Annotated in this window: 19 protein-coding genes; 13 read left to right on the forward strand and 6 right to left on the reverse strand. The window is 54.3% G+C overall.

Annotated elements, in window-relative coordinates; translation table 11 throughout:
• Window positions 1-404: 404 nt before the first annotated feature.
• Both H7U12_RS14240 and asnS read right to left on the reverse strand, forming a co-directional pair.
• Window positions 405-911, reverse strand: a complete 507-nt coding sequence (locus H7U12_RS14240; protein WP_186639119.1) for a hypothetical protein — start codon at window positions 909-911, stop codon at window positions 405-407.
• A gap of 583 nt (window positions 912-1,494) precedes the next feature.
• Window positions 1,495-2,883, reverse strand: coding sequence for an asparagine--tRNA ligase (gene asnS, locus H7U12_RS14245; RefSeq protein WP_186639122.1), 1,389 nt, complete (start codon window positions 2,881-2,883; stop codon window positions 1,495-1,497).
• A 223-nt stretch (window positions 2,884-3,106) separates the two neighbouring features.
• Between asnS and rpoN the strand changes: the two genes are divergently transcribed.
• The 13 genes from rpoN to H7U12_RS14310 all read left to right on the forward strand — a co-directional run bounded on the left by rpoN (window position 3,107) and on the right by H7U12_RS14310 (window position 14,848).
• On the forward strand, window positions 3,107-4,588 hold the full coding sequence (gene rpoN / locus H7U12_RS14250) for an RNA polymerase factor sigma-54 (RefSeq protein WP_186639124.1): 1,482 nt from the start codon (window positions 3,107-3,109) through the stop codon (window positions 4,586-4,588).
• A 150-nt stretch (window positions 4,589-4,738) separates the two neighbouring features.
• Entirely contained in the window at window positions 4,739-5,359 is a 621-nt protein-coding gene (locus H7U12_RS14255; protein WP_186639126.1) for a hypothetical protein, read from the forward strand.
• Window positions 5,360-5,514: 155 nt separating this feature from the next.
• On the forward strand, window positions 5,515-6,246 hold the full coding sequence (locus H7U12_RS14260; protein WP_186639128.1) for a hypothetical protein: 732 nt from the start codon (window positions 5,515-5,517) through the stop codon (window positions 6,244-6,246).
• A 107-nt stretch (window positions 6,247-6,353) separates the two neighbouring features.
• The gene (locus H7U12_RS14265; RefSeq protein WP_186639130.1) at window positions 6,354-7,910 is read left to right on the forward strand and encodes a M28 family metallopeptidase; all 1,557 of its coding nucleotides are present in this window, start codon (window positions 6,354-6,356) and stop codon (window positions 7,908-7,910) included.
• A gap of 136 nt (window positions 7,911-8,046) precedes the next feature.
• Entirely contained in the window at window positions 8,047-9,705 is a 1,659-nt protein-coding gene (locus H7U12_RS14270) for a beta-N-acetylhexosaminidase (protein ID WP_241749389.1), read from the forward strand.
• Between the two features lie 145 nt (window positions 9,706-9,850).
• Window positions 9,851-10,036 carry a hypothetical protein gene (locus H7U12_RS14275; RefSeq protein ID WP_186639133.1) on the forward strand — a complete coding sequence of 62 codons (186 nt, stop codon included), beginning with the start codon at window positions 9,851-9,853 and terminating at the stop codon, window positions 10,034-10,036.
• 9 nt (window positions 10,037-10,045) lie between these two features.
• Window positions 10,046-10,516 (forward strand): hypothetical protein, encoded by a 471-nt coding sequence (locus H7U12_RS14280; protein WP_186639135.1) that lies wholly within the window; start codon window positions 10,046-10,048, stop codon window positions 10,514-10,516.
• A 286-nt stretch (window positions 10,517-10,802) separates the two neighbouring features.
• A complete protein-coding gene (locus H7U12_RS14285; RefSeq protein ID WP_186639137.1) occupies window positions 10,803-11,381 on the forward strand; it encodes a DUF4142 domain-containing protein in 579 nt (192 codons plus the stop codon).
• 83 nt (window positions 11,382-11,464) lie between these two features.
• Window positions 11,465-12,136, forward strand: coding sequence for a DUF4142 domain-containing protein (locus H7U12_RS14290; RefSeq protein ID WP_186639139.1), 672 nt, complete (start codon window positions 11,465-11,467; stop codon window positions 12,134-12,136).
• 93 nt (window positions 12,137-12,229) lie between these two features.
• Entirely contained in the window at window positions 12,230-12,460 is a 231-nt protein-coding gene (locus H7U12_RS14295) for a hypothetical protein (protein WP_186639141.1), read from the forward strand.
• Between the two features lie 128 nt (window positions 12,461-12,588).
• Window positions 12,589-13,437, forward strand: coding sequence for a DUF4142 domain-containing protein (locus H7U12_RS14300; protein WP_186639143.1), 849 nt, complete (start codon window positions 12,589-12,591; stop codon window positions 13,435-13,437).
• A gap of 280 nt (window positions 13,438-13,717) precedes the next feature.
• On the forward strand, window positions 13,718-14,437 hold the full coding sequence (locus H7U12_RS14305) for a DUF4142 domain-containing protein (RefSeq protein WP_186639145.1): 720 nt from the start codon (window positions 13,718-13,720) through the stop codon (window positions 14,435-14,437).
• 156 nt (window positions 14,438-14,593) lie between these two features.
• Window positions 14,594-14,848, forward strand: a complete 255-nt coding sequence (locus H7U12_RS14310; RefSeq protein WP_186639148.1) for a hypothetical protein — start codon at window positions 14,594-14,596, stop codon at window positions 14,846-14,848.
• 141 nt (window positions 14,849-14,989) lie between these two features.
• Here H7U12_RS14310 and uvrA read toward each other — a convergent pair whose 3' ends face one another.
• The 4 genes from uvrA to H7U12_RS14330 all read right to left on the reverse strand — a co-directional run bounded on the left by uvrA (window position 14,990) and on the right by H7U12_RS14330 (window position 20,633).
• On the reverse strand, window positions 14,990-18,022 hold the full coding sequence (uvrA, locus tag H7U12_RS14315; protein WP_186639150.1) for an excinuclease ABC subunit UvrA: 3,033 nt from the start codon (window positions 18,020-18,022) through the stop codon (window positions 14,990-14,992).
• 428 nt (window positions 18,023-18,450) lie between these two features.
• Window positions 18,451-19,569, reverse strand: a complete 1,119-nt coding sequence (locus tag H7U12_RS14320) for an alanine racemase (protein WP_186639152.1) — start codon at window positions 19,567-19,569, stop codon at window positions 18,451-18,453.
• Between the two features lie 135 nt (window positions 19,570-19,704).
• Entirely contained in the window at window positions 19,705-20,334 is a 630-nt protein-coding gene (locus H7U12_RS14325) for a PepSY-associated TM helix domain-containing protein (RefSeq protein WP_186639154.1), read from the reverse strand.
• Between the two features lie 92 nt (window positions 20,335-20,426).
• Window positions 20,427-20,633, reverse strand: a complete 207-nt coding sequence (locus H7U12_RS14330; protein ID WP_123133250.1) for a helix-turn-helix domain-containing protein — start codon at window positions 20,631-20,633, stop codon at window positions 20,427-20,429.

A 20,633-nucleotide genomic window follows, 5' to 3' on the forward strand; every position in this document is an offset into this window, starting at 1 on the left:
ATGATTGCCTCCTACACAGTGATGCCGGCGGGAAAGCGTTACAGAAAGCAGAGGAAGGTGATTGGGCGAGGTATTTTCCCAGCCGCTAAGGTTGAGGTACCAGATTATCGTTTCGGGGCCTATTTCAGGAAAACAGCCTTAAAACGAAGTGCTTCTTTATTTACTTAGAGAGAGGCGGAAGGTCTAGTCACAGCAAGCGCCCGCAACGGCGGGCGCTTGCTGTGAGATATTTAACCTGTTTAGTAAAGAAACAGCGATTAGCTTTTACCCTTGCTGTGTGTTCTCACCAGCAAGTGGGACGGCTCCTGTGCTTGGATTGTTGGTGAGAACACCAACAATGGCGGCTAGTCTCGCTTCCTTTCTGCATTACTAAACAAGCTCATCTATAAGAAAGATGCTTCTGGTTATTTATTGGCGGCTATCTTTTTGTTGGCTTCTTTTTCCTTGGCCGCCATTTTGCGGGCGGCTTCTTTTTCTTTCAGGGCCTGGGCGCGTTCCTTGGCCGCCAGTTTTCTGGCCTCCTCTTTTTCTTTCAAGGCTAGTTTCGCCTGGCGCTCTTTTTCCTTGGCGGCTTCCTCTTTCTCTTTCAGGGCGGCTTCTCTTTCCTCTTCCTTCTGTTTCAAAGCTGCTTCTCTTTCCCGCTCGGCTATTTTCCGGGCTTCTTCTTTTTGCGCCAGAGCCTCATCCAAAGCTTCATATTTCGCGTCGATCAGGGCCTCGCGGGCAATCTGCTTTTGCTTGGCTAACTCTTTGCGCTCTTTCGCTTTCTGTTTGGCTAATTCAGCGCGCTCTTTTTCTTTCTGCTTCATCTGAGCAGCGCGCTCTTTGTTTTTCTGTGCGGTGCTTTGTGCTTGAGCAGAACCCAGTGCCAAAGCAATGGTAAACAGGAGGAGAGTAAAACGTTTCAACATAGTTTTAGAGTTGTGGGTTGTCTTCTTTGTGTCTCTGCAAAGTAAAATAGTTTATTTTTAAAATACAAAATATGCATATATAATTTGTATTTGTGTATTTTAAATATGATTAAAGTAATTATTTAATCCATTATTTTATATATAGTATTTGATGGATGTTAACTTGTTTACTGGTTAAAAATGCCGTTCAAACGGAAAAACGGCCGAATAAAGGCAATACGTAACATCTGAAAAGAAGGATAAAGATAGTTGGACTTTCAGGAGGCAGCCATATGTCCTCTGCAGGTAGAGGACAGGGATTTTGCAGAAAATAACTGCGTTAAGTCATAGAAAGAAGGCTTCCATAGGTAACGCCGGCAGGAGAAATCAGCTAAAAGGCAATTGGTCATTAAGAACAACCATGCGCACGAAAGCTAGTCCGGCTGCACGGCAGGCGCTGGAAGTTACGTGGGAGTGTAAGCCGGTAGTAAAAGCCAGGAAGCGATTACGAGGCGTTTTCTGGAAAACAGGCCTAAAACGAAACGGCCCCGCTGTGCAGTACAGCGGGGCCGTGGCCAATCAGAGGTAGTTTCTGATCTGTTTTCTAAAACTCGGCGCTTTTAGGGAAGCGTGGGAAAGGAATCACGTCTCTGATGTTGCCCATGCCGGTCACAAACAGCAGCAACCGCTCAAAACCTAACCCGAAACCGCTGTGCGGCACCGTCCCGAAACGGCGCGTATCCAGGAACCACCACATCTCTTTCTCCGGCACGCCCATTTCCCGCATGCGGGTCACCAGCTTCTCGTAGCTTTCCTCACGCTGCGAACCCCCAATGATCTCCCCGATGCCCGGGAACAGAACGTCCATGGCCCGAACGGTTTTGCCGTCATCGTTCAGCTTCATGTAGAAACTCTTGATGTCTTTGGGGTAGTTGGTCAGAATCACCGGCTTCTTGAAGTGTTTCTCCACCAGGTAACGCTCGTGCTCGCTTTGCAGGTCGGTGCCCCAGTCTACTTTGTATTCAAACTTCTGCTTCGCGGTTTTCAGGATCTCCACGGCCTCAGTGTACGTCAGGCGCTGGAAATCATTCTCCACCACAAAGTTCAGGCGACCGAGCAGTTCCTTGTCATACATCTCGTTGAGGAACTGAAGGTCATCCTGGCAGTTTTCCAAGGCGTAGCGCACCAGGTACTTCAGGAAGTCTTCGGCCAGTTCCATGTTGTCTTCCAGTTCATAGAAAGCCATCTCGGGCTCAATCATCCAGAACTCGGCTAAGTGACGGCTGGTGTTCGAGTTCTCGGCCCGGAACGTAGGCCCGAAGGTATAAATCTCAGACAACGCCATGGCGGTTACCTCGCCCTCCAACTGGCCCGAAACGGTCAGGTTGGTAGATTTCCCGAAGAAATCCTCTGAGAAATCCACTTCGCCCGCCTCGGTGCGGGGCGGGTTCACCGGATCTAAGGTGGTCACCCGGAACATCTCGCCGGCGCCCTCAGCGTCTGAAGCGGTAATGATGGGCGTATGAATGTAAAAGAACCCTTTGCTGTTGAAATACTGGTGCACAGCGAAGGCCATGGCGTGCCGTATGCGCAGCACCGCCCCAAACGTGTTGGTGCGCGGGCGCAAGTGGGCAATCTCGCGCAGGAACTCCAGAGAGTGGCCTTTTTTCTGCAAAGGATACGTCTCAGGATCGGCTACGCCCAGCACCTCAATGGAGGTGGCCTGAATCTCCACGGTCTGGCCTTTGCCCTGGCTCTGCACCAAAGTACCCAGCACAGATACGCTGGCCCCGGTGGTCACCTCTTTCAGGCTCTCCTCAGAGAACACAGTCATGTCGGCCACCACCTGGATGTTGTTTATCGTAGAGCCGTCGTTCACGGCGATAAAGGTCACGTATTTGTTGCCGCGCTTGGTGCGCACCCAACCTTTTACCAACACCTCCTGGCCGCTGGCCGGCGTCTGGAGCAGGGCATTCACTTTGGTTCTTTTCATGTTCTTTCTCGTATCGGGTAGCAAGTATCACGTAGCACGTATGCTACTGGTGCAAAAGTAAGTAGAGAACGGCAAAAAATTTTAGTTTATAAAAGAGACTTGCTGCAGGATACCGGCTACTTGGTGCCTCGCGCGCCGCGGCCATCAACCTTTTTTGCAAACCAGTAGTAAAAAACCATAACTTTGGGCTAGACCGCACGTGAGTGGCCGGCGCCGTTTATGTATGCAGAGACTAGATTTAAAACAGCTTTTATCCCAGAAATTATCGCCGCAGCAGATCCAGTTCATCAAGTTGCTGCAGGTGCCCACCGCTGAGCTGGAGGCCCGCATCAAAGAAGAACTGGAGGTAAACCCCGCTCTGGAAGAGGGAGATGCCGCTGATGAGCCCGCGACCGATAATGACGATGCCAACAGTGATGCCGATGAAGATTTCGACAACACCGAGGACGACTTTGCCGAAGACGAAGTGCGCCGCGACGATGACGACGTGGATCTGGGCGATTATCTCAACGATGACGAAGTAGCCGGCTATAAGATGCAGGGCGATGGCCCCGGCGAGGAAGAAGACCGTGAAATGCCCATCGCGTTCACCGGCTCTCTCACCGATGCCCTCATGGACCAGCTCGGGTTCCTGAACCTGGATACCAAGCAAATGGCCATCGGGGAACAGCTCATCGGGTCCATTGACCAGGATGGCTACATCCGGCGTGAGCTGCAGGCTATTTCCAATGACCTGGCTTTCTCGCAGAACATAGACGCCTCTGAGCAGGAGATTGAAGACGTGCTGCGCCGCATTCAGGCGTTTGACCCGCCCGGCATTGCCGCCCGTGACCTGCAGGAATGCCTCCTGCTGCAACTGGAGCGCCGCGACCCCGATGAGATCACCGAGGTGGCCGAGCAGATCATCCACGACTGCTTTGACGAGTTCACCAAGAAGCACTACCCCAAAATCCAGCAGAAACTGGAGCTGGAGGATTACGAGCTGAAAGCGGCCATCGACCTGATCCTGAAACTGAACCCCAAGCCCGGCGGAACCGGCGGCGCTACGCGGGTGCAGTACGTGATCCCAGACTTCATCATCACCAATGAAGACGGCCAGCTGCAACTCTCGCTCAACGCCCGCAACGCCCCAGACCTGCGCATCTCCCGCTCCTACGCCGACATGTTCGATGCCTATGACAAAGGCTCCAAAAAAGACAAAAAGCTGAAGGAGACCGTCACGTTTGTGAAGCAGAAGCTGGATGCCGCCAAATGGTTCATTGACGCCATCAAACAGCGCCAGAACACGCTCCTGCGCACCATGGAAGCCATTCTGCGCCGCCAGTACGACTATTTTCTGGAGGGCGACGAAAGCAAGCTGCGGCCCATGATCCTGAAAGACATTGCCGAGGACATTGGCATGGACATCTCCACCGTGAGCCGCGTGGCCAACAGCAAAAGCGTGCAGACCGAGTTTGGGATCATTCCGCTGAAGTTCTTCTTCTCAGAAGGCATTGCCACCGATGCCGGCGAAGACGCCAGTAGCCGTGAGGTGAAAGCCATCCTCAAAGACATCATTGAAGCCGAAAACAAGCGCAAGCCGCTGTCTGATGATAAGATTGAGAAGATGCTCAACGAGAAAGGCTACAATATCGCGCGCCGCACCGTGGCCAAATACCGTGAGCAACTTAATATTCCGGTGGCCCGTCTGCGCAAAGAACTGTAATAAGAGCAGCGGTTGAAGGAATTAGCAGGAAGCAGGAAGGAAACATTTTATGGAAGTATGATTTAACCTTATGTCAGCGTACGCGTGAAAGGAATCTGTTCAGCTAAGAGCGCATTTCTAATTCTACACTCCTTAATTTCTGCTTAAAAAGTGAACCCCCGCCTCGCAACGGTGCTTTCAGTGCTTTTCCACCCGTTGTTACTTCCCACGTACCTGTTCAGTCTGCTGCTGTATTACCTGCCGCCCGAGGTGTTCTCGTATCCGCCGGAGGGTCGGCGGCTGATTGTGCTGCTGGTGTTCATCCTCACGTTTCTGCTGCCCACGCTGGGCACGTTGCTTTTGCAGCAGGCCGGATTGGTCACGTCCATCACCTTAGATGCCCGCACAGACCGGCGCTGGCCGCTGCTGATAGCGGCCACCTGCTACACGGTGCTCACGGTGGTGTTCTACCAGATTTCCTTCTTTGACAGCCTGTTCTACCTCATCATGGGCCTGATCACCGCCTCCATCTTTCTGACGCTCACCATCAACCAGTTCTGGAAGATCAGTGCGCACAGCATTGGGGTGGGCGGCATGATGGGGATTCTGGTGCTGCTGCACGGCTGGCTGCCCGAGGCGTACCTGCTGTACCCGGTGGTGCTGGGCTGCCTCATCAGCGGCGCGGTTATCTCGGCGCGGTTGGCGTTGGGGGCGCATAACTCCAAGCAAGTGTACACCGGTTTTGGCCTGGGTTTTTTGCTGGGCATCTGCCTCTGGGGAGCATCGTTCTAAGGTGTTTTGAGGCCGTTTTCAGCAAAAAGGCCCTGAAACAGGAAAGCGGATTTCTGCGCTCACAGCCACGTTACAAGATGCGATTTTGGAGCCGCCTCCCTGCCCCGGAACCTGGGCGCGCGTTTTTCGCCTCTTTTTCCAAAAACAGCCCCTAAATGGCAAGGTTTTCTCTATCAGGCTTCTGTGCCTGCAGAACGCAGGCTACCGCTACTAAGGCGCAGGTTGTGATTCAGCCGGCTTTTGCGGATATTGTTGAAGAATTACTGGTTTACCTGCTCATGCGTTTGAAGTTTTTTGCCCTTTCCCTCTTTTGTTTTTTCCTGTTTCTTTCTTCTGATGGCATCGCGCAGGCCGGCAAGACCGAGGCGCAGGTGACGCAGCGTTTCCTGCACTATCTGGCTTCCCAGAACGGCCGCCACAACCGCATCGACAAAAACATCCGGCCCTGGAAACTGACCGAGATCTACGTGAATGACTCGCTGTGGGCCAAAGTCAACATCTCGGATGACAGCCGCGTGGCGGCGCAGCGCGGACTTTACGGCGCCGGGCCGCAGCTCAAGCTGGATTACCGCCTCAACCAGCAGGATTTCGAACGGATCAAGAACAGGATAAAGCAACAGGAAAAGACTGAGTGGACAAAGGACGATTTCCCGGAGAACATCACACTGGTGGAGCAACTCAGCCTAGCGCCCGCTTCTTACTACGCTTACTCGCAGCCGGTGGTGCTGCTTTCCCGAAACCTGGTACTGGTGAAGAAATATTTCCACGCCGATAAAGCCTTCAACCGCTGGTCTTGCCTGGAGGTCTACCGCATCACCAAGTCCGGCGATTTCCAGCTGGAGAACTGCTACCAGAGAACCGGCGGCACAGGTTCGTCCAGACGGTAGCATCTAGGTTTCTCATCCAGAGGTTTTTACCTTTCGGTTGGTTTGATTATAGACGTTTTCCTATATTTACGGCACACATCCTTAACCCCTAGCACACAAACTCTCTAATGAACAAAGCCTTTCAATTAGCCTTAGGTGCCGCTTTTCTGGCGATGCCCGCTTTTGCCCAACAAGTTGAGCCGCTGGATGCGGCCGTGGTGGAGAAAATCCGTCAGGAAGGGCTGAAGAACTCCCAGGTGATGGACATCGCCTTTTACCTCACCGATGTGAACGGACCTCGTCTGTCCGGCTCCACTGGTCTGGCCAAAGCCAACCAATGGACCAAGGAGAAACTCACCTCCTGGGGTCTGAAAAACGCGGTAATTGAGCCCTGGGGCACGTTTGGCAAAGGCTGGGATGTGGAGAAATCCTATCTGGCACTCACCAAACCGTATTACCAGCCCATGATCGGGTCGCCCAAAGCCTGGACGCCCAGCACCAACGGGCCCGTGAAAGCGCAGGTGATGCTGGTGAAAGCCACCAAAGAAGAAGACCTGGCCCAGTACGCCGGCAAACTGAAAGGCAAAGTAGTGATGATGCAGGTGACCAACCCCATTAAAACCACCTTCACCGCCGATGCCAACCGCTATACCGACGAGCAGCTCCAGAAAATGGCCGAGCCGGTGCAGCCTACCGCGGGCCGCACGCCCATGACCGATGAGCAAAGAGCAGCCTTTATGGCGCGCCGCGCCTTGATGACCAAAATGAGCGAGATGTTCCTGCAGGAAGGGGCCGTGGCTGTGTTCAGCGGCCGCAGCGGATCGCACGGGACGTATTTTACCAGCAACGGTGCCTCGTACGCCATGGATGCCAAGCCCGTACTGCCCGAGTTTGAGATGGCGCAGGAAGACCTGGCCCGCATGAGCCGCCTGCTGACTGCCGGTATTCCCGTGGAAGTGGAGCTGGAAAGCAAAACCCGTTTCCTCACCGATGACCAGCAGGGCTACAACGTGATCGCCGAGATTCCGGGTACCGACAAGAAACTGAAGTCAGAGGTGGTGATGCTGGGCGGGCACATTGACTCCTGGCACGCCGCCACCGGCGCTACTGACAACGCCGCTGGTGTGGCCGTGATGATGGAAGCCGTTCGCATTATCAAAGCCTTGAACCTGCAGCCGAAAAGAACTATCTGGATTGCCCTGTGGGGTGGTGAAGAGCAGGGCCTGCACGGCTCGCGCGGCTACGCCAAAAAGCACTTGGGTGACCCGGCTACCATGAAACTGTTGCCTGAGCACGCCAAGATTGCCGCCTACTACAACCTGGACAACGGCTCCGGCAAGATCAGAGGCATTTACACGCAAGGTAACGAGGCCGTGGCTCCGTTGTTCAAAGAGTGGCTGAAACCGTTCCATGACCTGGGCGCTACCACCGTGACCAACCGCAACACCGGCGGCACCGATCACCTTTCCTTCGACGGTTTGGGTCTGCCGGGCTTCCAGTTCATCCAAGATGAGCTGGAGTACGACACCCGCACCCACCACACCAACATGGACACCTATGACCGCCTCCAGGCCGATGACCTGAAGCAGGCGTCAGTGATTGTGGCGTCATTCGTGTACCAATCGGCTATTAGAAAAGACAAATTGCCGCGCAAAGCGCTTCCGCAGGTGAAGCCGCAGTCATAACCTGAATTTTTCACAACACAGAACGGCCTTTCTTCCAGAACCGGAAGAAAGGCCGTTCTGTGTTGAAGTAGTTGCACGCCCACCTGTATGGGTGTGTTTTAAGCCGATTTTCTGTAAACTAGGATCAAAATACAACATGAATTCCATGAAGAAATGCTGCCTTTCCTTTCTGCTGGGCCTCTGGGTCTTCCTCTCTTTCCATTGCCAGGGGCAGGCCGTTGACGTGAATAACATCCTTCCCAAGCCTGTCTCCTTCAAAGCTACCGGCGAACGACCCGTCACGCTCAACAAGAATACCATCATCCAAGCCGATGCCCCTTACCAGCAGCAGGCAGAATACCTGCAAGGCCTGTTGTTGCAGCAGTGTGACCTGGCCCTGGGCATTGCTACGCCAAAGACCAAGCTTGGGAGACACAGCAGAATTCAGCTGCTGCATGACACTCTGGAAGCCAACCGGCCCGAGATGTACTGGCTGGAAGCAGGTGGGCCCGTCATCCGGATCAAGGCGCGCGATGTGGCGGGCATGGTGCACGGGATACAGACTTTGCTGCAGCTACTGCCGCTGGGCAAAACCAAGGAGGTGGCGTTTCCTACGGTAGAAATCAAGGATTATCCGCGCTTCGCCTACCGGGGCATGCACCTGGACGTGAGCCGGCACATCTTTCCGCTGGATTTCCTGAAGAAGTACATTGATTACCTGGCGTTCCATAAGTTCAACACCTTCCACTGGCACCTCACCGATGACCAGGGCTGGCGTCTGGAGATCAAAAGTTATCCGAAACTCACCCAGGTGGGCGCCTGGCGCAACTCCACGCTCATCGGGCATTTCAAAGACACGCCCGCCCGCTATGATTCTACCCGCTACGGCGGGTTTTACACCCAGGAACAGGTGCGGGAACTGGTTAAATACGCGGCGGTGAGAGGCATCAACATCGTTCCGGAGATTGACATTCCGGGGCACAGCCGCGCCATCATTGCCGCTTACCCAGAGTTCAGCACCCGGCCAGACTCGGCCTGGCAAGTGGCCAATACCTGGGGCATGTACAACCGCCAGAACAACGTGCTCGCGCCGCATCCCGCTACCTTCAAATTCTTGGAGACGGTGTTCCAGGAGGTAGCGGATCTGTTTCCGTCGGAGTACGTGCATATTGGCGGCGATGAGTGCAGCAAAATGTGGTGGAAAGCCGATCCTGCCACGCAGGCGTTCATGAAGGCCAACCACCTCAAAGACGAGAAAGAGCTGCAGACCTACTTCATCCAACAGGTATCTGGCTACCTGGCCCAGAAGAACAAGAAAGTCATTGGCTGGCACGAGATTCTGGAGGGAGACCTGGACACCACGGCGGTGATCATGAACTGGGGCGGGGCCAAAGAAGGCATTGCGGCGGCTCAGCGGCGGCACCCGGTGATCATGTCGCCCGGTAAGCCGCTGTACTTTGATGCCTACCAGTCCAAAGACCCCAAAGACAGTTTGGCCATTCACGGGTATAATCCGCTGGATGCCGTCTACAACTTCAACCCGGTGCCCGCGGAACTGCAGCAGCTCAAGCTGGACAAGTACATTCTGGGTGCCCAGGCCAACGTCTGGACCGAGTACATGGGCAATCCGGCTAAGGTGGAGTACATGGTGTTCCCGCGCATGACGGCCCTCAGTGAGGTGCTCTGGACCGATCCTCAGCAGAAAGACTTCCAGGATTTCAAGCGGAGGCTGAAAACCGCCATGCTGCCCCGCTACGCGTTCTGGGGAAGCGCGTATTTCAAGGATTTTGAACGCTGGACCGTCGCCGATAAATAATGCCGTTTCCTCTGTTTCTTTTGGTGAAAACCGGGCACTAATCTGTTTCGGGCCTCGTTTCAAAAAAGAAGCCCGGAAACAGGTAAAGACTTGAGTGCTGGGTACATCTTCGTACCTTTACTGATTATCAACTGGCTTTTACCTAATGATTTCACGCCACTCCAGTCTGTTACTCAATTTCATGCTCACCATCTCGTTCCTGATCTTGATGTGGCGCTTAGAAGACCCCAATATCCTGGTGACCCTTGCCGCTTTCATCGGGTTTATGATGTTTGTGGTCTTGAAGATCATCCTGGTGTTACGGGACCGGAAAAGCAAATCCTCTAAATAGCTGTACTATATGGAATCCTTCTTCTTGAACCTTTCGCCAGCCAACCAGAACGGGGCCCCGCTTGCCAAGCTGTATCTGTTCATGGCGGTGGTGTTTTGTATATTGGGCGGTCTTGGCGTGTACCGGCACTACACCGCCGAAGAACAGGTAGCCCTGGGTGTCTATTTTCTGCCTTTGCTGCAACTGGCGTTGGCCATCTCGTACCTGATTGTGGCCTGGCGCCGCCGCAAGCCAAGCGGCACCAGTTATGTGCAGGTCACCGAAGAACACCTGGAACTGAAACTGTCGCAGACGCAGGAGCCGGTTACCTTGCCCTGGAGCACCATCAGTTTGCTGCGGGTGCAAACCGATAAACTGCTGTACCGGTTAACCTCGGGGCAGACCGGGCAAATTGAGTTTGACTCGATCCCCGAAGAATACGAAGAGACCGTGCGTGATGCCATCCGGCAAGCCGGCCGAAGCAAAGGCGTGAGTCTGTAAGCGAATCAACCAAGTATCATTTCTGGCCGAAGGGCGTTTTGGAGCTGTTTTCAGGAAAAGCAGCCCAAAACGCCCTTCGGCTTTTCTGTTCCTGTGGGAAAAGGGGGACGTGGGGGAAGCAGGCTGTTTTCTCTTCTGTGCTTTCCTGCCACGTAAAGCGCAGACGAAGCCTCAATCTAGACCTCATAGTTGGACTTTTCTGAGGGCATTGTTAACCCTGGGCGGGCTCCGCCGTAATAAGAACATACTGGTTCTATCCATTTGCCATCAGTACAAGATCTATACTATGAAAAATCACCTGTTCTACCTACTGCTTGCCGTCTCCGTTTCTTTGGTCTCCGGTTGTGGTGGCTCTTCATCAGAGGCCACTTCTGTTGACGCGGCGGGCAAGCACAATGAAGAGTTGCTGGAAAGCACCGGCAAAGACGAAAAGGGAGGATGGTTCGTGGCCGAGGCAGCCAGTGGCGGACTGTTTGAGGTGGAGTTGGGCCGGCTGGCCAGCAGCAAAGCCTCTGACCCCAGAGTGAAGCAGTTCGGGCAGCTCATGCTGGACCACCATACGCAGACCAATGCTCAACTGAAGCAGATCGCCGATTTGAAGAACCTGATTGTGCCCACCAGCCTGGGGGAGGAGCATCAGGAAACTTTTAACGCCATCATGAGCAACTCCGGGGCGGCCTTTGATAAAGCGTACATGGAAGCCATGGTGAAAGACCACAAAGAAACCATTGACAAGTTTGAGGAGATGTCAGAAGAAGGGAAGGACATGGAACTGCGGGCGTTCGCGGGCAAAGCCCTGCCCACGTTACGGGCCCACCTCTCACAGGCAGAGCAACTGGAAGATGACCTGAACGCCAAACAGTAACCCAGGCCGCTGCCCACCAGTACAAAGAGGTATCCTTAGCCCTGTGCAGAAGGAAAGGAAACTGATCCTAAACAGAAGAACCTATGAAAAAGAGACTATACCTGATCGCAGCCCTGGCCGTGGTAGCCGGGTCAGCATGCAGCAGAATTGACGCCAATACGTCTAACAGCGTCCCCACCACAGATGCCTATGAGGCTACTGTCACCGCCACCCATGCGGCCACAGGAACTGCCGGCACCGGAACTTCCGGCACCGCCGCCGATGCCTACGTGGGCACCAGCAGCGTGGCCGGGGCTGGCACCATGCGGTACGGCACCCGGAGCATCACCGAGGCCACTTTCCTGATGGAGGCCGCCAGCAGCGGCCTGATGGAAGTGCAGCTGGGTAAATTGGCCCTGGAGCGGAGCGCCAACTCAGACGTGAAGAAGTTTGCTCAGATGCTGGTAGACCACCACTCCAAAGCCAATCAGGAACTCATGTCCCTTGCCTCGGGCATGAACGTGACGCTTTCCACCACGCTGCTGCCCATGCACCAGGAACTGGTGGACGAGCTGTCAAAATTGACGGGAAGTGCGTTTGACAAGAAATACATAGACAAGATTGAAGACGTGCACGAAAGCGACATCGCCTTGTATGATGTGGTGAGCAACGGAGCGCAGACCACTTCGGTCAAAGCCTTTGCCATCAGAGCGCTGCCGGTGCTGCGTATCCATGAACACGAAGCTGATAAACTGGAATCACAAGTGAGTCAATAAGCCACCCGTTTACAACGAAAAAGCCTGCTCTTGCAGGCTTTTTCGTTGTAAACGGGACCGTTCTTTCAGGCATCACCATTAACTGTTCAGACCATGAAATTACTTTTCTACGGCGGGCTTCTCCTGTTCCTCGGCATGAGTTCCGCTTGCAGCCCAGAGCAGAAAGGCACCAATCCCACCACAGACACAGACACCAATACCGAAGGTGCCGCCAGCCCGACGGCGGCGACCAGTAGCGCTGGCAGCAGCGGCATGGGCGGGGCGGTATCCACCCACGCCATCGCTTCTGACACGGTGCCCTCAGACTCGGCCCGTAGGCCTTAAGAGCGGTCTCCCTCGTAGTTATGCCCTGCTGCCAGCATAAATTCAGTATTTCTTCCGGAATAAATTCGTTAACTGCTTCATTATTAGTGCGTATACAGGTCAGAACGAACTGAACGAAAAACAAAGCTATGAAGAAAGTCATGTCACTACTGGTAGCCGGCGCAATGGTCGCGGGGACAGCGTGTACCAGCACCAATACCGGCTCCGATTCCACCTCCGGAGGAACAACCTCGTCCACAAACGCCGGAACAGGTACCGCCTCCGGAACCATGTCCGGGTCTGGAACAATGTCTGGTTCAGGAGGAACCACCACTAGCGGAACAACAATGGGAACCACCAGCGGTACTACTACCGGCACCACGGGTACAACCACTGGCTCAGGTACCATGGGCACCACTACCGGCACCGGAACTACGGGTACAGGCACTACTACCGGAACTACGGGTACCACTACCGGAACAACCGGTACCACTGGAACTGGTACAACCGGCACCACTGGCGGGGCTGGCGCTACCGGAATGGCAGGAGCCACCATGGACCTGACCAACATGACCGATGCCATGTTCATGATGACCGCCGCCAGCAGCAACCTGTTTGAAATTCAGGCCGGCAAGTTGGCCGCGCAGAATGCCTCCCATGCCGAGGTGAAGAAATTTGCCCAGATGATGGTAGACCACCATACCAGAGCCAGCAAAGAGCAGATGACCCTGGCTTCTCAGATGAAAATCACCTTGCCCACTACCTTAATGCCCGTGCATCAGACTATGCTGGACCGGCTGAAAGGCAAAACCGGCAAAGGCTTTGACGAAGACTACATGGATGCCATGGAAGCCGCCCATAAAATGGACATCGCCATGTTCCAATTAAAGAGCGACAATGCCGAGACACCTTCCGTGAAGGCCTTGGCTACCAAAACACTGCCCATGTTAAAGTCACACCAAGACATGGCCACCAAACTGGAGGACACGGTAGATTAAACCAGTCTTCCTGAGAGAAAAAACAAGTGAGTGTCTGGGTTTTGCGGATGGTTTAACGAAAACGTCCGCAAAACCCAGACACTCTTTTTATGCGCAGCCCGCTACCAGAACCCAGAATGCCGGTCAGCAGGAAGCACTGGAGAATCCATTTTCAACCCGTAGAGCTGCTTCTGCATGATTTGCGGCCAGAAGAACTTTAACTCCCGCCCAAGCCCTGCGTATAAAAACATTCTGAATATAAATAAGTCCTAAGCGAGCACCTACCACTATGAAAAAAACAATGCCCCTCTTCGCAGCCGCCATTCTATTGACGGGCGCTGCCTGTAGCACCTATACTTCCAGTACAGACCCAGACAACTACGGCACCGGCTATGGCCTCACCGATGAGAAAGTAGGTACCGGCCACAATAGCAGCATGGGCGTGGCCGAGGCCAACAACAACGCCACCCTGGACAATCCGGCCACCGGCTCCAATACAGACAGCCTCAACGCGACCCAGAACCCAGACCAGCTCTTCATGATGAAAGCCGCCAGTGGCGGAATGATGGAAGTGGCCGCCGGCAAGCTGGCCTCTACCAAGGGGCAGGACCCAGCGGTGAAGCAATTTGGGCAGCGCATGGTCACCGACCACACCAAGGCCAACACAGAGCTGAAAGCCATCGCGGCCAAAAAAGGAGTGACGCTGCCAACCGCCCTGCTACCGGAGCACCAGCAGCATCTGGATATGCTTACCCAGTTAAGCGACGCCGAGTTTGATCGATCTTACACCCAGCACATGGTGCAGGCCCACGACAAAGACATCGCGGAGTTTGACCGTCAGGCCAAAAGTGGCACTGATGCCGACCTGAAAGCTTTCGCGGCCAAGAACTTGCCTATCCTGCGCGAGCACCGCAAACTGGTACAGCCCATCTATGAGAAGGTAAACCGAAGCGGCGCTTCCAACACCGAGGCCAATGCCGCCCCTGCCAACGGCGGAGCTTCGGGCGGAGGTTCAAAGTAAACCAGGAAGCCTGCCTTGCCACAGGCAGGCTTTTTTGAGCCGTTTTCCGGAAAAGAGCCCTAAAACAGAACAGGCAAGCCCTCTCGGATAGATAAAAATGCGGGTTGTTTTTGAAAGCTTGGATTCAGTACCTTTGCGCCAAACTTTCTGAAACCGATGAAATCTATCATGCCTTTCTTTGCGGCTTGCGCTCTGCTGGCCGGTACTGCCTGTTCCACCTATACTTCTTCCACTGATCCTAACGATACAGGTTCAGGGACTGCGCTGGACGCGGAAGTAGTAACTTCGGCTCCAGCCGCCGAAGCCCATACGGCTCCAGCCACCCACGAAGCCGCTGCCCCCGCGAAAGCTGACACCGCTACTGCCGCGAAAACAGACACTGCCGCGCATTCCACAGAAGCCGCTCACTAAAACTCAGGAAGGAGACCATCCAGAACCCGTTTTCTGCCGATTTTCTTCAAACTGCCGTTAAAACAGAAAAGCCTTGCTCTGGAGCAAGGCTTTTCTGTTTCTGGGTTTTGGGGCTGTTTTCTCTAAAACAGCCCTAAAACCTTATTCTGTTTTCTTCTTCCGGCCCGGCGTTTTCTTTTCTTTCACGACGGCGGTTGAAGTGCTGGCTTCCGTGGTTTCTTTTTTCTTTCGGCCCCGGGTTTTCTTCTCCGGTACTGCCGCTTCCGGCGCTTCCTCTTCTAACTCCGGTTCCTCCACATACACCGGTGCATCTACGTAATGGCTGGTACTCAGTTCCTCTTTCAGGAAGCGGGCCGTATAACCCAAATTCAGCTCCGCGACGTGCTCCGGCGTTCCCTGGGCCACAATCATCCCGCCCTTGGCTCCACCTTCGGCCCCGATGTCAATCACGTGATCCGCGACTTTGATCAGGTCCATGTTATGCTCGATGATCAGCACCGAGTTGCCTTTGTCTACCAGCTTGTTCAATACATCAGACAAGTGCTGGATGTCCTGGAAGTGCAGGCCCGTGGTAGGCTCATCCAGAATGTAGAGCGTGCGGCCGGTGTCTTTCTTGGAAAGCTCCGTCGCCAGTTTCACCCGCTGCGCCTCACCACCAGACAAGGTAGTGGCTTGCTGGCCCAAGGTAATGTAGCCGAGGCCCACCTGGTTCAAGGTCTGGATTTTGCGCAGGATACGCGGTTGGTGCTCAAAGAACTCCACGGCGGCTTCCACGGTCATGTCCAGTACATCAGTAATGGATTTGCCTTTGAAGCGCACTTCCAGCGTTTCGCGGTTGTAGCGTTTGCCTTTGCAGGTCTCGCAGGGCACGTACACATCGGGCATGAAGTTCATCTCAATGGTCCGCATTCCCGCGCCCTCGCACGTCTCGCATCGTCCGCCTTTCACGTTGAACGAGAACCGGCCGGCCGCATAGCCTCTGATTTTCGCCTCAGGCATAGACGCAAACAGACTTCGGATCTCGGTGAACACGCCGGTATACGTGGCTGGGTTAGAGCGTGGCGTCCGACCGATTGGGCTTTGGTCCACCTCAATTACTTTATCAATGTGCTCCAGGCCTTCAATAGCTTTGAACGGAAGTGGCTCGCGCTTGGCATTGAAGAAGTACTTGTTCAGGATCGGGTACAGTGTGTCATGGATCAATGACGATTTTCCGCTCCCCGATACGCCCGTCACGCAAATCAACTTACCCAAGGGCAGTTCCAAGGTCACGTCTTTCAGGTTGTGGCCGGTAGCACCGCGCAGAATCAGGCTCTTGCCGTTTCCTTCGCGCTTCTGCTTCCGCACCGGAATACCTCTTCTGTAACTCAGGTAATCCGATGTCGTCGTGCCGCTTTCCATCATCTCCTTCGGCGTGCCGGCGGTCACGACCTGCCCACCATGTACGCCCGCGCCCGGACCAATGTCCACTACGTAGTCGGCAGCTAAAATCATGTCTTTGTCGTGCTCCACCACAACCACGGAGTTACCTAAGTCCCGAAGGTCTTGCAAAGCCTTTATCAGCTTCTCATTGTCGCGTTGGTGCAGCCCGATGCTGGGTTCGTCCATGATGTACAGCACGCCCACCAACTGCGTCCCAATCTGCGTAGCCAGACGAATCCGTTGGCTTTCGCCGCCGGACAAAGTGCGCACAGAACGGTGCAGGTGCAGGTATTCCAATCCAACGTCTACCAGGAAGCCAATCCGTTTCCGGATCTCCTTCAGCAACTCGCGGGCAATCAGGTTCTGGCGTTCGTTCAGGCGTTCTTCCAGGTTGGCGACCCAACCGGCCAGTTCCTGGATGTCCATCTCAGACAGTTCGCCAATATGTTTGTTGTCCAGCTTGAAGTGGAGCGATTCCTTTTTCAGGCGGTAGCCGTTGCACTCGGGGCAAGTGCTTTGCTGCGTGTATTCCTGCACCCAGTTGCGCACGTTCTCCGAGTCAGACTCCAGTTGTTTCTTCAGGAAGTTGAGCACGCCCTCAAACACGAACGGTTCTTTCTTGCCTTTAGGATCTTCTTCCTCAAAACCGTGCAGTAAATGGTTCCAGGCCTCCTCGGGGATGTCCTGAATGGGAACAGTGAGGGCCGTTTTGTGGCGTTTGAGTAAGGCCGTGATCTGCGAGAAAATCCAGATGTCGCGGTACTCGCCCAGCGGCGCAATGCCGCCGCGGCTGATACTCACGGTTTTGTCCGGCACAATGGATTCCTCGGTCAGTTCCTCGATCTCACCTAAGCCGTTACACACCGGGCAAGCACCGTACGGCGAGTTGAACGAGAACGTATTCGGCGCCGGATCATCATAGGCGATGCCGGTGGCCGGGTCCATCAAGTGACGGGAATAGAACTGCGTCTCATTGGTATCGGCGTCCATGGCCAGGGCCGTGCCCTTGCCGTGTTGCAGCGCGTTCTGGATAGACGTAGACAAGCGGTAACGGTCTTCGGCCGAGGGTACCAGCTTATCAATCACAATCTCGATGTCGTGGATCTTGTAGCGGTCTACCTGCATCTTGGGCGTCAGTTCCACCAACTCGCCATCAATGCGGGCACGCAGAAAGCCCATCTTCCGGATCTGCTCAAACAACTCGCGGTAATGGCCTTTCCGGCCTTTTACCACGGGGGCCAGAATGATGGTGCGCTTGCCGCTGAAATGCTCCATGATGTGTTGCACAATCTGGTCATCAGACTGCTTCATCATCTTCTCGCCGGTCACATAGCTGAAGGCCTCGGCGGTACGGGCGTAGAGCAAACGCAGAAAGTCGTAAATCTCGGTGATGGTGCCCACGGTAGAGCGCGGGTTGCGCGAGGTGGTTTTCTGCTCAATGGAGATCACCGGCGAAAGCCCCTCAATCTTGTCTACATTGGGGCGTTCCAGTCCGCCCAAGAACGAGCGGGCGTAAGCCGAGAACGTCTCCATGTACCTGCGCTGCCCCTCGGCGTAGATGGTGTCAAAGGCCAGCGAAGATTTCCCGCTGCCGCTGATGCCCGTGAAGACCACCAACTGGTTGCGCGGTATCTTGAGCGAGATGTTCTTGAGGTTGTGTTCCCGGGCCCCGTACACTTCAATGAAAGGCACATCCACGGTGGAGGAAGTATTTTTGGCTACCGATGTAGCAACAGAATCTTTTGGCGTCATCCGATCGGTTTCGGTTTAAAGAGCAAAGGTAGGCATTCCCGCGCTAGAATAGGAGCGGGCAATCCATCTCTTCTTAACCGAATTTGGAAGGGAATAGTTTAGGGGTGGAAGAGAGTTTTTAGTTGTCAGTTGCTAGTCATTAGTGGGAGCGTTTCAGGGCTGTTTTCGGAAAAGGGGGTTGGAAGTAGAGAGTTACTCAATGAATGTTGGCATAAACCCCTGCTGGCGCGAGCGTCCCGCTCATGCCTTCTTTATCTGATCCTTGTTGATGGTTAATCTGGAATGCTTGCGGACACGAGCGTGACGCTCGCGCCAGCGGAAATAGAATAAACCGTTGTGCAAAAGACCTCGTAGCGTGCGCAGCTCCTACGAGTGTCTACGCCAGTTCCGTTTCCTTACCCTTTTCCTTAAAACAGCCCAAAAACAGACTAGAAGCCATTTATGCCGCTCAAATGCTCCAGCCGCTCGCCTTGCAACGTAAGATAGCCTTTCATCAAATCAGCGGTCAGGCAGGAATGCACCGGAAGCACACCCACCAAACCGCCAATCTCAAACTGTGAGAACAGTTCCGGCGTGGTGCGCACGATGCCGTGTTCCTGCGAAAGCGAAACCAAGGCTGTTTCTGACAAAGGCGCTCCCCAGCCATTCTCCGTCAGCGGTACTACCAGCCCGAAGATGACGCCCCCATCCGCCTGCGGCAGGGCGTCTTTGGAGAAATGCACGGAGCCGCCGTAGAGAATGATCTCGTTGCGGTCCGGGTGCAGGGCGACTACAGGGCAAGCCACGGCTACGGCAATGTCTTCCAAGCGGCAGGAACTGATAAGGTTTTGCATCAAGTCATAGAAGACGAAGTTGCCCGGCCGGATCTCGTTCATGCCAGAGAAATCTTCCGTGACGCTGCAGCTGGGCGTATCCCCAATGGAAAGTTGCAACCCCGGCCACGCCCCGGAATACCGTTCTTTCAAGGCTCTCATCTTGGTAAGGGTCTCCTGGTGGATAGCCACAATGGCTTCCTTATTTCTGGCTTTGTAACTATGGCCGGCGTGGGCCAGGAATCCCAGAAACGGGTGCTGCGGGGTTTGCGCCAGTTCATGTAAAACGGTATCCAAAGCGGCGGTGTCTTCGGTTTTGATGCCGGTGCGTCCGTAGCCGGTATCTGCCTTCACCCACACGTTTACTTGTTCCGTTAAGTGTTCCCGCAGGAAGCTTATATCATCTGCCGAGGTGACGGTCAGGTTTAAGGTGATCTGACGGGCCAGTTCAGCTAGTTGGGGCAGTTGTCTTCGGTTCAACGGAAACGCAATAGTGATGTTTTGCCAGCCGTGCCGGGCGAAGTACTGCGCCATCTTCACCGAGGAAACCGTGATAGAAGTGATGCCTTCGGCTTTGAACCATTCACCTACTTGCCTGGACTGATGCGTTTTGAAGTGCGGGCGCAGCGTAACGTGGTGCCTGTGGGCTTTATCGGCCATCCGGCGGATGTTAGCGCGGGCAACAGTTTCATTCAACAGGAGGGTAGGTTCAGTGATTTGGTCAAGAAAAGGCATGGCTGGGGCAGTAAGGAAAGAGGAGGAATATTACGTAAGTCTGGCATGAAATGATCCGCCAGGAGCGGTTTTCTGTTTTGCGGCTACTTTCCAGAAGAACGGCAAAAACAAGCAGGAGCAATAATGCGCTTCCGGTCAGGCGGGCCGAACAGGTCTGGCCGGTCTTGGGCCACCGTTGGGTCTGGAGACCACCTCCGGTTTTTCCTGTTTCATGCGTTTGGGGCCGTACCATAGCCAGAAACCGGTAATGGTGAAGATGAGGAGGGCCACGCCCATGATGGTACTGTACATCACTTTCAGAACGCCGCTGTCTACGCCAAACCATCGGTCCAGAATAGTGCCATCGTGGAGGTTCTCAATAAAATCGGCGCGGCGGGTTTCCAGGTGCAGGAGCTGGCCGGTAGCGGCGTCTAACTGTACACCCAAGTATTTTTCCACGAAGAGGAATTTCACGGTGCCTTTGTCGGGGCGCATGTCAATGCGGTCTAGGGTAAGGGAAACCTCTGGGCCCAGCGAGTCTTTGACGGCTTTAAAGGCGTTGGCGGTCAGGCTGTCCACGGGGAGCCAGTCTTTCAGGTTGGTAGACGTGCCCGCGTGGGTTTTAGCCAGAATCAGGCCGCCGGTGTGCTTTTTCCAGCCCAGCAACAGGCCGGTGATAGAAATCACGAAGAAAAAGACGAACAGCAAAGCCCCGGTAAGCCGGTGCACTTTCCGGAAATCGCGCAGCACGCGGGCTTGTTTCTGTCTTTTGGTAGCAGTAGTCATGAAAGGCAAAAGGGTTTTAAAGAGATAGTGCTGGGCATGGGTTGTTGAAAAAGGTGCCACTAGCTTCGCCCAAGCGCATCACTTGAGTTTTTTTAATCCTCTACATATTCTAAAATATCTCCCGGCTGGCAGTTTAACGTTTTGCAAATGGCCTCCAACGTGCTAAACCGGATGGCCTTAGCCTTTCCTGTTTTCAAGATGGAAAGGTTAGATAAAGTTACCCCAACTTTTTCAGACAACTCATTCAGGGAGATTTTGCGTTGGGCCATGACAACGTCTAAGTTTACAATGATGGGCAT

It is taken from the genome of Rufibacter sediminis (assembly GCF_014269285.1).
GTDB lineage: Bacteria > Bacteroidota > Bacteroidia > Cytophagales > Hymenobacteraceae > Nibribacter > Nibribacter sediminis.